12 protein-coding genes are annotated in these 12,177 nt (G+C 69.9%); 3 read left to right on the top strand and 9 right to left on the bottom strand.

Translation table 11 applies throughout. From position 1 onward, the window contains the following. Positions 1–36: 36 nt before the first annotated feature. Together J2N69_RS26100 and J2N69_RS26095 are read left to right on the top strand one after the other, a co-directional pair. Positions 37–693, top strand: a complete 657-nt coding sequence (locus tag J2N69_RS26100) for a TetR family transcriptional regulator (RefSeq protein WP_230902898.1) — start codon at positions 37–39, stop codon at positions 691–693. Positions 694–760: 67 nt separating this feature from the next. Beyond that, a complete protein-coding gene (locus tag J2N69_RS26095) occupies positions 761–1,621 on the top strand; it encodes an alpha/beta fold hydrolase (RefSeq protein WP_230902897.1) in 861 nt (286 codons plus the stop codon). Here J2N69_RS26095 and J2N69_RS26090 read toward each other — a convergent pair. The 3 genes from J2N69_RS26090 to J2N69_RS26080 all read right to left on the bottom strand — a co-directional run bounded on the left by J2N69_RS26090 (position 1,581) and on the right by J2N69_RS26080 (position 4,245). Next, on the bottom strand, positions 1,581–2,558 hold the full coding sequence (locus J2N69_RS26090) for a helix-turn-helix transcriptional regulator (RefSeq protein WP_230902896.1): 978 nt from the start codon (positions 2,556–2,558) through the stop codon (positions 1,581–1,583). The genes J2N69_RS26095 and J2N69_RS26090 overlap by 41 nt on opposite strands. A 73-nt stretch (positions 2,559–2,631) precedes the next feature. Continuing rightward, positions 2,632–3,525, bottom strand: coding sequence for a thioesterase family protein (locus J2N69_RS26085; protein WP_230902895.1), 894 nt, complete (start codon positions 3,523–3,525; stop codon positions 2,632–2,634). Between the two features lie 45 nt (positions 3,526–3,570). Further along, positions 3,571–4,245: a trimeric intracellular cation channel family protein gene (locus J2N69_RS26080; RefSeq protein WP_230902894.1), complete on the bottom strand. Its 675-nt coding sequence runs from the start codon at positions 4,243–4,245 to the stop codon at positions 3,571–3,573. Between the two features lie 193 nt (positions 4,246–4,438). Between J2N69_RS26080 and J2N69_RS26075 the strand changes: the two genes are divergently transcribed. Continuing rightward, a complete protein-coding gene (locus J2N69_RS26075) occupies positions 4,439–4,627 on the top strand; it encodes a hypothetical protein (RefSeq protein WP_127909565.1) in 189 nt (62 codons plus the stop codon). Positions 4,628–4,694: 67 nt separating this feature from the next. On the opposite strand, the gene J2N69_RS26070 is transcribed toward J2N69_RS26075, so the two are convergent. From J2N69_RS26070 to J2N69_RS26045, 6 genes are all read right to left on the bottom strand, one after another. Further along, positions 4,695–5,843: an ABC transporter ATP-binding protein gene (locus J2N69_RS26070; RefSeq protein ID WP_230904877.1), complete on the bottom strand. Its 1,149-nt coding sequence runs from the start codon at positions 5,841–5,843 to the stop codon at positions 4,695–4,697. 23 nt (positions 5,844–5,866) lie between these two features. After that, positions 5,867–6,964, bottom strand: coding sequence for an ABC transporter ATP-binding protein (locus tag J2N69_RS26065; protein ID WP_230902893.1), 1,098 nt, complete (start codon positions 6,962–6,964; stop codon positions 5,867–5,869). Then, positions 6,961–7,962, bottom strand: a complete 1,002-nt coding sequence (locus J2N69_RS26060) for an ABC transporter permease (RefSeq protein ID WP_230902892.1) — start codon at positions 7,960–7,962, stop codon at positions 6,961–6,963. Before J2N69_RS26060 ends, J2N69_RS26065 begins: the two co-directional genes overlap by 4 nt. A 135-nt stretch (positions 7,963–8,097) precedes the next feature. Then, positions 8,098–9,852 carry an ABC transporter substrate-binding protein gene (locus J2N69_RS26055; protein WP_230902891.1) on the bottom strand — a complete coding sequence of 585 codons (1,755 nt, stop codon included), beginning with the start codon at positions 9,850–9,852 and terminating at the stop codon, positions 8,098–8,100. A 101-nt stretch (positions 9,853–9,953) separates the two neighbouring features. Continuing rightward, on the bottom strand, positions 9,954–10,958 hold the full coding sequence (locus J2N69_RS26050) for an ABC transporter permease (RefSeq protein ID WP_230902890.1): 1,005 nt from the start codon (positions 10,956–10,958) through the stop codon (positions 9,954–9,956). A gap of 307 nt (positions 10,959–11,265) precedes the next feature. After that, entirely contained in the window at positions 11,266–12,078 is an 813-nt protein-coding gene (locus J2N69_RS26045) for an enhanced serine sensitivity protein SseB C-terminal domain-containing protein (protein ID WP_408056799.1), read from the bottom strand. Between the last annotated feature and the right edge of the window lie 99 nt (positions 12,079–12,177).

Below are 12,177 nucleotides of genomic sequence, written 5' to 3'. Positions count from 1 at the left end.
TTTCAAAACTCGGAGAACAGTTGTTAACTGCATGGCATGAGTCACACCCTCGGCGTCCGGCAGGCCCAGAAGCAGAAGACCCGGCAGGCACTCCTCGACGCGGCACTCCGGCTGCTGGAGGAGCAGAGCCTGAGCAGCCTGGGCCTGCGCGAGGTCACCCGCGCCGCGGGGGTCGCCCCCACGGCCTTCTACCGGCACTTCCGCGACATGGCCGACCTGGGCGTGGCGCTCGTCGAGGAGGCGCTCGGCAGCCTGCACACGGCCCTCACCGCCCTGCTCTCGGCGACCGGCGACCGCGCGGGCGAGGACGACGGGGAGGAGCGCATCGCGGCCACCGTCGAGCTGATCGCCGCGTACGTCCGCACCCATCCCGCCCACGTCCGGTTCATCGCCCGCGAGCAGCACGGCGGTGTGCAGGCGGTGCGCGCCGCGATAGGCGGCCAACTCGCCCTGTTCGCCCAGGAGGTGAAGGACCAGTTCGCGCGCGAGCCGGAGGCGGCGGGCTGGGCCGAGGACGATCTGCTGATGCTCGCCGGGATGTACGTCGACCACATGGTGATGACCGCGTCGGCACTCCTGGAAGCGGGCGAGGCGGGCGCCGGTCCCGGGGCGGCGGAACGGGTGGCGTCCAGAGCGCGCCGGCAGCTGCGCCTGATCAGCCTCGGCCGCCGCCACTGGCTGGACGAACACTGAATCCACCCCACCCTGATCCGCTGCGGGCCCTCGACTCCTACGTAAGGGGCAACTAGCCTCTTCGGTCATGGCCACCGCACAGGAGACCCCGAACCCCGACCCGTGGGCCCTCGACCACACCTTCCCCAGCTCCTCGGGCACCGTCCGCTGGGCCGCGCTCGGCCCCGCCGACGCCCCGCCCGTCGTCCTGGTCCACGGCACCCCCTTCTCGTCGTACGTCTGGCGCGGCGTCGCCCGTGCCCTCGCGCGCGAACACCGCGTGCATGTCTGGGACCTGGCCGGATACGGCGCCTCCGAGATGCGGCAGGGGCAGGACGTCTCGCTCGCCGCGCAGGGCCGGGTCCTCACCGAGCTGCTCGGCCACTGGGGGCTCGAGCGGCCCGCCGTCCTCGCCCACGACTTCGGCGGCTGCGTCGCCCTGCGCGCGCACCTGCTGCACGGCGCCCGCTACGCGCGCCTCGCCCTCGTCGACCCCGTGGCCCTCGCCCCCTGGGGCTCCCCCGCCTACCGGCTCCTCGGCGCGCACGCCGAGGTCTTCGGACAGCTGCCGGCCAACCTGCACGAGGCGCTCGTACGCGAGTACGTCGGCTCGGCGAGCCAGCGCGGGCTGCACCCCGCGGTGCTCGACCGGCTGGTGGCACCCTGGTGCACGGCCGAGGGGCAGCCCGCCTTCTACCGGCAGATCGAGCAGAACGACCAGCGGTACACCGACGAGATCCAGGGCAGGTACGGGGAGTTGGACCTTCCGGTGCTGATCTGCTGGGGCACCGACGACACCTGGATTCCGGTGGAGCGCGGCCATGAACTGGCCGCGGCGATCCCCGGCGCCGAGCTGCGCCTGATCGAGGGCGCGGGCCACCTCGTACAGGAGGACGCGCCCGCCGAACTCACCGCGGAGCTGGCTCGTTTCCTGCGTACAGCCGGGTGACGGCGGCGGCCGCACGGGCGAGTTCGGCGCGCACCTCGGGCGGTGAGACCACCTCGACCTCGTCGGCGAACGGCAGCAGGGTCCGCGCCTCGCCCACGGCTTCGAAGGCGAGGCGGACCGTGAGCCACTCGCTCTCGCCGTCGTGGTCCTCCGGCAGACGGGTGACCGACTTGCCGATGACGCGCAGGAACAGGTCGTAGCGGGCGCGCCGCACCCGGACCGTCACCTTGAGGCCGCCCGGCCGGTTCTCCACCGCGTGCTTCAACACCGCCCACACGTCCGCCAGTTCGACGCCCGGGCGCCGTCGCACCGGGGCGTCGGTGACGGCCGCCGAGCGGATACGGTCGGCCCGGAAGAGGCGCGGCGTGCCGCGCCGGTCGGCGACGAGGTACCAGATGCCGGCCTTGCACACCAGGCCGTACGGGTCGACGGTGTACGTACGCGCCTGCGCGGCGCCGCTGTGCCGGTAGCGCAGCCGCAGCCGGCGGTCGGCGAAGACCGCGTCCTGGAGCACCTCCAGGTCGACAGGGAGGGGTCCCTTCATCCAGCGGGAGGCGTCCACGAGGATGCGGCGGCTCGCCAACTCCGCGCCCGGGCGGTGCGGTTCGGGCAGCGCGGCCATGACCTTGCGCAGCGCGCTGCCGAGCGCTTGGTCCAGGCCGAGCGCGGTGTGCGCGCCCTGCGCGGCGAGGACGAACAAGGCCCGCGACTCATCGGCGGTCAGCCCCGTCACGTCGGTGCGGAACCCGGCGAGCAGTTCGATGCCGCCGTGCCGCCCGCGCTCGGCGTACACCGGGACACCGGAGGCGGACAGGGCCTCGATGTCCCGGTAGATGGTGCGGACGGAGACGTCGAGCCGGGCCGCCAGCTCGTGCGCGGGCACCCGGCCGCGCGTTTGGAGCAGGAGCAGGATCGAGAGCAGCCGGTCGGATTTCACGCGGACCAGGATCGCGTACGGATACGGCCCCCCGGAGGCCGGGCGGGACCAGCTCAGCCGGGCCGGCGCGGGACTAGCTCAGCCGGGCCCGCGCGAGCTGGCGGGACTGGGCCACCAGGCGGTCCTCGCTGTCCCAGACCTCCGCGTCCTCCTCCAGGAAGCCGCCCGCGAGGTTCCGCGTGGTGATCGCGACGCGCAGCGGGCCGGGGGCGGGGCGGTGGCGGACGTGCACCGTGAGTTCAACTGTGGGCACCCAGCCGGTCAGCCCCATCTCGAAGGCGGTCGGCGGCAGCGCGTCCACCGCGAGCAGCAGCGACAGCGGGTCGGCGTCGCGGCCGTCGGCGAGGCCGAACCAGGCGCGCATCTCGCCCTTGCCGGAGGGCTGTCCGAGCGCCCAGCCGAGCGTGGCGGGGTCGAGCTTCAGGAAGAGGCGGTCGGCGATGGCGGAACTGCCGGGCACCGGGCGGTGGTCGGGAGCGTCCTGCGCGCCGAAGCACTGGTCGAGCGGCGGGATCGCGGGCGGCTCGGCGGTGGTGCGGACGTCGTCGGGGAGCGCGTCGAGGTCTCCGTACGAGGCGAGGACGCGGATGCGCTCGACCTCGCGCCCCTCCTCGTCGTACTGGAAGAGCGAGGCCTGCCCGGTGGAGAGGGTCCGGCCGGCGCGCACCACGTCGGTGCGGATCACGGCGGGGCCGGGCGCGGAGGCGGTGAGGTAGTGCGCGGAGATGGTGAAGGGGTCGGCGTGCGGCAGGGCGTCGGCGAGGGCGCGGCCGAGGACGGCCAGGAGGTAGCCGCCGTTGACGGCGTTGATGATCGTCCACCCGGCGGACAGCTCGGTGTCGTAGACGCCGGGCTCGCGGCGGGTGACCGCGGTGTCGCGGTCGAACTCGCTGTCGCCGATGCGCGCGGGCGCCGATGCCGGGAGTGACGCCGCCGAGGGTGAGGGTGCCGATGCTGCCGTTGCCATGGCAGCAACGTACAACATCCAATTACTGAGCGGTAGCTTTTCGGGTTACGGCGTCTCCTGGGCCTCCGCCTCCACGGCCGTGGAGCGCCGGTTCCAGGCGCGCGGTGCCCGCCAGTGGTAGCGCAGCGCCAGCAGCCGCAGGACGAACGTCGTCACGACGGCGAGACCGCTGGTGAACGCCGTCAGCGCTTCGTAGCGGATGCACAGGGCGACCATCGTCGCGCCCACGATGGCGGGCACGGCGTACAGGTCGCGGTCCCAGCGGACCAGCGAGGGCACTTCGTTGGCGACGATGTCCCGCAGCACGCCGCCGCCCACCGCGGTCATCAGGCCGAGGGCGGCCGACGCGGTGAGGCCGAGGCCGTAGTCGTACGCCTTGGTCGTGCCCGCCACGCAGAAGAGGCCGAGCCCGGCGGCGTCGAAGACGTTCACCGCGAGCTGGGTGCGCTCCACCTCCGGGTGCAGGAAGAAGACCAGCGCCGCCGCGAAGAGGGGGGTGATGAAGTACCCGAGGTCGGTGAAGGCGGCCGGCGGGACCGCCCCGATGACCAGGTCGCGGAAGAGGCCTCCGCCCAGCGCGGTGACCTCGGCGAGGACGGCGATGCCGAAGACGTCGAAGTTCTTGCGCACGGCGAGCAGCGCGCCGGAGATCGCGAAGACGAAGATCCCCACGATGTCCAGCGCATGCTGGACGGAGGGGGTGAACAGGTCCTGGAGCACGCGCCATTCTTACCCGCGCCCGGCCCGGCCTCCGCGCGGGCCTCACCCTGATTTGAGGGTTTCGGGACCAGGAGCCCAGTCCACGCCGCAATCTGCGTCCGAAAAGTCTCACAAAGGACTTCAATGAGAAAGTTGAAGCACCGGGCCGCGAGGCGACGAAAGCGGTAAGAGCGACGAGAGGAGCACCGCAGCCATGAAGTTCCTGCTGGAGGTCGACATGGGCGAGGACGCCTTCGAGGGGAAGGCCGCGGAGGAACTGGGCCGCATCCTGCGGTACTGGGGCGGCAACCTCCGCCATTACGCCCTGACGCCCGGTGACGGTGAGGCCGTCCACGACTCGGCGTACCGGGAAGTGGGCCGCTGGAGCGTCGTGGAGCGGTGACGCGGACGCGCGACGGGAGGGTGCGATGTCCTCGCACCCTCCCGTCGTCGGCGGTCCTGCCGCGGAGTTACTTCTCCACCGGCTTCGCAGGCGGCTCCGGAGCCGGCTTCTCCTCCGCCTTGGCGACCAGCGTCACCACCTCGACCGCCTCCTTGGCGGCCGAGAGCAGCGTGGTGTCCTCGGGCGCCTGGTCCGCCGCGTTCTCCGGGTGGTGGCACGCCACCTGATGCCCCGTGGCGAGCGGGATCAGCGGCGGCTCCTTCGTCGTGCAGATCTGTGTCGCCTTCCAGCACCGCGTGTGGAAGCGGCAGCCGGCGGGCGGGTCGATCGGCGAGGGCACGTCGCCGCGGAGCAGGATGCGCTCGCTCTTGACGCCGCGCCGCTTGGGGTCGGGCACCGGCACGGCGGAGAGCAGCGCCTTGGTGTACGGGTGCATCGGCGTGGAGTAGAGGTCCTTGCGGTCCGCCAGCTCGACGATCTTGCCGAGGTACATCACCGCGATGCGGTCCGAGACGTGCCGGATGACCGACAGGTCGTGCGCGATGATCACGTACGTCAGACCGAGCTCGTCCTGGAGGTCGTCCAGGAGGTTGACCACCTGGGCCTGGATCGAGACGTCCAGGGCCGACACCGGCTCGTCCGCCACGACCAGTTTGGGGCGCAGGGCGAGAGCCCGCGCGATGCCGATGCGCTGGCGCTGGCCGCCGGAGAACTCGTGCGGGTAGCGGTTGTAGTGCTCGGGGCTGAGCCCGACGCGCTCCAGCATCTCCTGCACGGTCTTCTTCACGCCGCCCTCGGGCTTGACGCCCTGGAGCTTGAAGGGCGCGCCGACGATCGTGCCGATGGTGTGCCGCGGGTTCAGCGACGAGTACGGGTCCTGGAAGATCATCTGCACGTCGCGGCGGAGCGGCCGCATCCTGCCGGTGTTCAGGTGCGTGATGTCCGTGCCCTCGAACTCGATGCGGCCGCCGGTCGGTTCGAGGAGCCGGGTGATGAGGCGGCCCATCGTCGACTTGCCGCAGCCGGACTCGCCGACCACGCCGAGCGTCTCCCCGGGACGGACGTCCAAGGTCAGCCCGTCGACCGCCTGGACGGCCGCCACCTGGCGCTGGAGCAGCCCCTTCTTGATGGGGAAGTGCTTCACCAGGCCCTCGACCTTGAGCAGCGGCTCGGACGCGCCCTTCGTCTGGGCCGGGGTCTGCGCCGGGGTCGTCATCTCCTGGCCCTTCACGTCATCGTTCACAGCTTCGGCGCAATCTCTTCGGTCCAGATCCGGGTGCGCTCGTCCTGCGCCATGTGGCAGGCCGAGTAGTGCCCGTCGGCCACAAGGCGCAGCTCGGGGCGTTCGCGGCGGGTGATCTGATCCTTGGGGATGTCCGCGTAGGGGCAGCGCGGGTTGAAGGCGCAGCCGCTCGGCAGGTTGATCAGGCTGGGCGGTGAGCCCTTGACCGGGATGAGCCGCTCGGTCTCCTCGCGGTCGATGCGGGGCATCGAACCGAGCAGGCCCCAGGTGTAGGGGTGCTGGGGCTCGTAGAAGACCTTCTCGGCGGTGCCGCGCTCCACGCACCGGCCGCCGTACATGACGAGGAGTTCGTCCGCCATCTCGGCGACCACGCCGAGGTCGTGCGTGATCATGATGACGGCGGAGCCGAACTCCTTCTGCAGGTCCCGGATCAGGTCGAGGATCTGCGCCTGGACGGTGACGTCCAGGGCGGTGGTCGGCTCGTCCGCGATGAGCAGCTCGGGGTTGTTCACCAGCGCCATGGCGATCATCGCGCGCTGGCGCATGCCGCCGGAGAACTCGTGCGGGTAGCTGTCCACGCGCTTGTCGGGCTGCGGGATGCCGACCCGGTCGAGCATCTCGATCGCGCGCTTGCGGGCGGTCTTCTTGTCGACGTCGTTGTGGACCCGGTACGCCTCGGTGATCTGCTTGCCGATGGAGTAGTACGGGTGCAGCGCGGAGAGCGGGTCCTGGAAGATCATCGCCATCTCCCGGCCGCGCATCTTGCGTACGTCGGTGGGGTCGGCGCCCAGCAGTTCCTTGCCGCCCAGCCAGATCTCGCCGGAGATCCGCGCCCTGCGGGCGCCGTACTGGCCGGCGGTGTGCAGGCCGAGGATGCCGAGCGAGGTGACCGACTTGCCGGAGCCGGACTCGCCCACGATGCCGAGGGTCTTGCCCTTCTCCAGCGAGAAGCTGAGCCCGTCGACGGACTTGACCAGGCCGTCGTCGGTCGGGAAGTGCACCTTGAGGTCGCGCACCTCCAGGAAGGCGGAGGGAGCCGGGGAGCCGGCGACGGGCTCGCCCACCGCGGCCCCGGTCTTGGACAGTTCGGTCATCCCAGCCTCACTCGCGGGTCGATGACGGCGTACAGAAGGTCGACGACGAGGTTGGCCAGGGCGATCGCGAGCGCGGCGCACAGGGTCACGCCGAGGATGACGGGCAGGTCCTTGCTGCTGATGGCCCTGACCGCCTCCAGGCCGAGGCCCGGCAGGTTGAACGTGGACTCGGTGAGCACGGCGCCGCCCATCAGGACACCGAGGTCGAGGCCGAAGACGGTGAGGATCGGCGTCATCGCGGAACGCAGGGCGTGCTTGCGGATGACGGCGGACTCGGCGAGGCCCTTGGCGCGGGCGGTGCGGATGTAGTCCTCGCCGAGTACTTCCAGCATGGTGGCGCGGGTCAGCCTGGCGTACATCGCGGCGTTGAGGAAGGCGAGCACGATCCACGGCAGGATCAGCGTCTGGAGCCAGACGCCGGCCGAGTCGTCGGTGCTGAGGCTGTCCGCGATCTTCACCCAGCCCAGCTGGTGGACGAAGATGCCCATCGCGATCATGCCGGTGAAGAAGACGGGCAGGGAGACACCGGCAAGGGCGGTGGTCATCGCGGCGCGGTCCCAGACGGTGCCCCGGCGCAGAGCGGAGATCACGCCGGTGATGACGCCACCGGCCAGCCAGAGCACACAGGCGCCCGCGGCGAGCGCGCCGGTGACGGGCAGGGCGTCCTTCAGGGTCTCCCAGACCGGGGCCTCGGTGCGGAAGGAGTAGCCGAAGCAGGGGGCCGGGCAGTGCGTGACGTCGCTTCCGTTGACGTAGTCACGGCCCATCGGGATGCCCTTGATGAAGTCCCAGAACTGGACGATCAGCGGGTCGTCGAGGCCCAGCTTGGTCCGGATGCCCGCGAGCTGCTCGGCTCCGGCCTGCTTTCCGGCGAAGAGGACGGCGATGTCCTGGCCCGCCCACTTGGGCAGCATGAAGAAGACGGTGAAGGTCGCGAGCAGTACGACCAGCACCATGATGACTACGGCGATCAGGCGCCGGATGAGATAAGCAAGCACTGTGCGCGGCCCGGCGGCGGCCGGGACCCCCTTGTGAGGAGTCCCGGTCGCCGCCCGGGGCCATCACCTGCCCTTCGGACTGGCGGAATGCGGCGGCGGAGTGACGGTGGGTCGACTACGGGTCGGTGGGCGTGGTTACTTGACGACGCCGAGCGAGACGTAGTCGTAACGGCCGTTGTAGGCGTCGGACATGTAGGCGTTGGTCAGCCGCGGCCCGCGCCAGGTGATGTTCTTCTCGTAGAGGAAGGGCATCCAGTCGGCGTTGTCGAGGATCCGCTTGTCGAGCTGCTTGTAGATCTCGCCGGCCTTGACCGGGTCGGTCTCCGCGATCGCCTTGTCGAAGAGCGCGTCGATCTTCTTGTCCTTGATCTGCGACTCGTTGTAATTGCCGTTGTCGATCAGGAAGCGGCTGTCGAACAGCGGCTGCGCGTAGCCCTGGCCGGACGGGAAGTCGGGGCCCCAGCCGGCCATCTGCATGCTGTAGCCGCGCTTCTTCACGACGGACGGCGAGCCGGTGATGCTGGCGTTGTCGGCGCCGTCGAGGGACTCGACCTCGACGCTGATGCCGACCTTCTTGAGCTGGGCCTGGAGCGCCTCGGCGGCGTCGACCTCACCCGGGTTGTTGCTGCGGGCGCTCAGCTTGGCCGAGAAGCCGTTCGGCTTGCCGCACTTCTTCAGTTCTTCCTTGGCCTTGGCTGCGTCCGGCTTGCCCTTGCGCTTCAGGACGCCGTACGGGTCATAGTCGCTGTGGCCGGGGATCGCCACGGGGAACGTGCTGTTGGCGATGTCACCGGCCGCGATCTTGCCGCCGCGGGTCCGCTGGAGGCCCTCGAAGTCCGTGCCGTAGAAGACGGCCTTGCGGCAGTGCACGTTGTTGAAAGGCTTGGCGGTGTGGACCAGGGCGACGTAGCGCACGAAGGACGTGTGCATGTTGTCGACGCTCTCGCGGTGCTTCTGTATGGCGGTGACGCGGCCGGACTGGGTCATGCCCGTGCCGTTGAGGTCGACGTCGTAGTCGCCCGCCATCAGCTTCTTGTCGTTCTCCTCCAGGTTGGCGGAGATCGTCACGTCGATCTTGTCGGGCAGTGCCGCACGGATCGGGTCCGAGGACTTCTTCCAGGCCGTGTTGCGGACCAGCACGATCTTCTTGCCGGGCTTGTACGACTGGAACTTGTACGGTCCCGAGGAGAACGGACGCGTCGTGTACTTCGCCTTGGTGTCCTTGGACTTCTTCACCGGCGAACCGGTGGGCATGGCGAGGAACTGCTCGAAGTCACCGTTGCGCTTGGGCAGTTTGAAGACGATGGTCTGGTCGTCGGGCGTCTGGATCGCCTTCAGGCCACCCTCGTCCTTGTAGGGGCCCTTGTACTTCGAGTCGGGGTCGAGGGCGTGGCGGAGGTACCCCGGACCACCGGTGATGGTGTCCGTCGCCCAGGAGCGCTCGATGCCGTACTTGATGTCCTTGGAGGTCAGCTTGGAGCCGTCCTCCCAGGTGAGGCCGGAGCGCAGCTTGTACGTGTAGGTCTTGCCGTCGTCGGAGATCTTCGCCGTGGAGGTGGCGAGGTCCGGGACCAGCTTCGTGCCCGCCTTCCCCGGCTTGGTGTCATAGGACACGAGCTGGCGGGTGTAGAAGCGCACGAAGTCCCACGACATGCCGTAGTAGGTGCGCTGGGGGTCGGCCGAGTCGAGGTCCTGCTTGCCGACCATCCTCAGCGTGCCCCCCTTCTTCTTCGACGGGTTGGCGACCTTGTTGAGCGCCGCGTTGTAGCCGGCACCCTTCGACTCGTCGCCGTCGCCGTCACCGCCGCCGCACGCCGTGGTGGTCACCAGCGCCGCGACCACGAGGGCGGCACCAGCGGTGAGCCGTCGTTTCGAGGAAACTGTGGGCATTTTCTCGTAACCTCCGAGATTCGCGGTCCTTGGCCTTGAGTGCCGGAGAACCATGGTGGGAGCCGCCTGACATGCGGCAGGGGCAAGTCAGTTGCGGGCTGCTAGCGCGTCCCCTTCGGATCGAGCGCGTCGCGCAGCCCGTCACCGAAGAGGTTGAAGGCCATGACCGTGATGAAGATCGTCACCCCGGGGAAGACCATGAACATCGGGTCGTGCTCGTACGTCGCCAGCGCGTCGCGCAGCATGCCGCCCCAGGAGGCCGTCGGCGGCCGGACACCGGCGCCGAGGAAGCTGAGGGCCGCCTCCGTGAGGATGTTGGTCGGGATCATCAGCGTCGCGTAGACGGTGATCGGGGCGACCAGGTTGGGCAGCAGCTCCCGGAAGAGGATGTGGCGCTTGCCGCCGCCGAGGCTGCGGGCCGCTTCCACGTACTCGCGCTCGCGGAGCGAGAGTGTCTGGCCTCTGACGATGCGTCCGACGTAGGGCCAGCCGAAGAAGCCGATGACCAGGACGAGGATCGCTACGCGCACGCTGGAGCCGGTCAGGCCGAGCAGGTCGTCGGGGAGCACGGAGACGAGGGAGATGATGAAGAGCAGCTGCGGGAAGGAGAGCAGCACGTCCATCACCCGGCTGATCAGCGCGTCGACCCAGCCGCCGAAGTAACCGGCGATGATCCCGAAGAGCGTGCCGAGCACCACGGCGACGACCGCGGCGAGGAACGCCACCAGGAGTGAGATCCGCGCGCCGTAGACGATGCGGCTGAAGACGTCACGGCCCTTGTTGGGCTCGACCCCGAAGAGGAAGTCACTGCTCACACCGCCGAGCGCCCCCTTGGGGAGGTTGGTCAGCTCGTCGAGCTCCTCCTGGTGGAAGTCGTTGGGTGGGTGGCCAAGAAGGCTCACGATCAGGGGCGCGAAGACCGCGACCAGGATCAGGAGGACCACCGTGATGCCGCCCGCTAGGGCGACCTTGTCCCGCTTCAGGCGATTCCAGGCGATCTGCTTGAGGGACCGCCCCTCGACCTTCTTCACCCCTGCATCAACTGCGGGAGCGACGTCCTCGGTCGGGTCCGCGTCCGCAGGTGTGTCATGCAATGGTGCCGTCATCGTGGCAGGGACCCCTCTCAACCGGTGGTGACCGGCCCGCACTTGCCGCTGTAGCGACGTGATCAGTCCGTCGTACGCAGGGGCGAAGACCCCTGGTGCGGGAGTCTTCATCCACGTTGCGATCTGTTACCAGACTTGGCTGGGAAAGGATGCGCAACCGTGATGCTGATCGAGGTGTTCCGTTATGCGGACGTGGCTGAACGAGGGCCGAACACGGGGCAGTTGGGGCGCAAGACGCCACCGGAGCCCATAGGGCCCCACCCCCATCAGAACGGACATCGTGTCCGTTCTGCCTGCTCATCGCCGCTCAGTACTGCGCCGGGTAGCCGTACCCGCCCGCCGGGGCGGGGGCGGCCTGGGCCTCGCGGTCGTAGAACGGCCGGGCGTTGGCACGCAGCCACATCGCGACCGGGTCGTGGTCGTCGGCCATCGCGACCGTCGACACGGGCAGGCCGTCCGGGACGGCGGAGATGGACTGCTGCATCATCGTGCGCACCGAGCCGACCGACGGCGGCGAGGTGTCGTACACGTCGAGGCCGATGGCCAGATAGGGCGCCCCGAGCGCGGGCTGCACCCAGGCGCGGCGCAGCGAGCGCACGGCGGGGGTGCGGTGCGCGTTCTGCGTCAACAGGGCGTAGAACTGGGGGATTTCGATGCTCGGCTCGGTCAGCCTGAGCGGTCCCGCGGGCAGCAGGTCGAGGCCGGCGGCGATCCGTCGCAGGTCCGGCCAGGGGATGCCGACGCCGCCGCCGGGAGCGTGCGGATTGAGCCACAGGCCGTAGTGGTCGGGGTACAGGGTGCGGGCGACGTCGATGCCGCGCACGACTTCGTAGCTGCGGTTCCAGCCGCTGGCGGAGAGCTCCTGGGCGGAGGTCACGCAGGGGGCGTAGCCGAGGCCGTCGACCTCCATGTTCCCGTACTGGGCGTCGGGGGAGCCGGCCTGGCCGTGCCAGAGCAGCATCCACAGCTGGTCGGCGGCGAGCGCGCGCAGCAGTGCCTCGTACGCGTCGTAACGCCCCGGCGTCACTTGGCGCAGCAGCTGCTCGACCTGTCCCCCAGGTCTCGGCTGCGCTCGACCGGCGGAGACTCCATCGCCCGCGGCCGTGCCCGACGCACTCACCCGTAACCGCCCCTTCACGCCGAACCCGACGACTCGATGAACCCGTGACCCCACCGGACGGCATGGCGGTGCCCCGGCCGGGTCATGGAACCAGCTTAA

The organism is Streptomyces huasconensis (assembly GCF_021028635.1).
GTDB lineage: Bacteria > Actinomycetota > Actinomycetes > Streptomycetales > Streptomycetaceae > Streptomyces > Streptomyces huasconensis.
Note: the sequence above shows the minus strand (reverse complement) of the source record. Positions and strands in the feature narration are given on the sequence as shown.

Excerpts from the sequence above, each read along its gene's own strand:
- J2N69_RS26095 (WP_230902897.1), top strand. The coding sequence starts at position 761 with ATGGCCACCGCACAGGAGACCCCGAACCCCGACCCGTGGGCCCTCGAC.
- J2N69_RS26070 (WP_230904877.1), bottom strand. The coding sequence starts at position 5,843 with ATGACGACCCCGGCGCAGACCCCGGCCCAGACGAAGGGCGCGTCCGAG.
- J2N69_RS26050 (WP_230902890.1), bottom strand. The coding sequence starts at position 10,958 with ATGACGGCACCATTGCATGACACACCTGCGGACGCGGACCCGACCGAG.
- J2N69_RS26075 (WP_127909565.1), top strand. The coding sequence starts at position 4,439 with ATGAAGTTCCTGCTGGAGGTCGACATGGGCGAGGACGCCTTCGAGGGG.
- J2N69_RS26055 (WP_230902891.1), bottom strand. The coding sequence starts at position 9,852 with ATGCCCACAGTTTCCTCGAAACGACGGCTCACCGCTGGTGCCGCCCTC.
- J2N69_RS26085 (WP_230902895.1), bottom strand. The coding sequence starts at position 3,525 with ATGGCAACGGCAGCATCGGCACCCTCACCCTCGGCGGCGTCACTCCCG.
- J2N69_RS26100 (WP_230902898.1), top strand. The coding sequence starts at position 37 with ATGAGTCACACCCTCGGCGTCCGGCAGGCCCAGAAGCAGAAGACCCGG.
- J2N69_RS26065 (WP_230902893.1), bottom strand. The coding sequence starts at position 6,964 with ATGACCGAACTGTCCAAGACCGGGGCCGCGGTGGGCGAGCCCGTCGCC.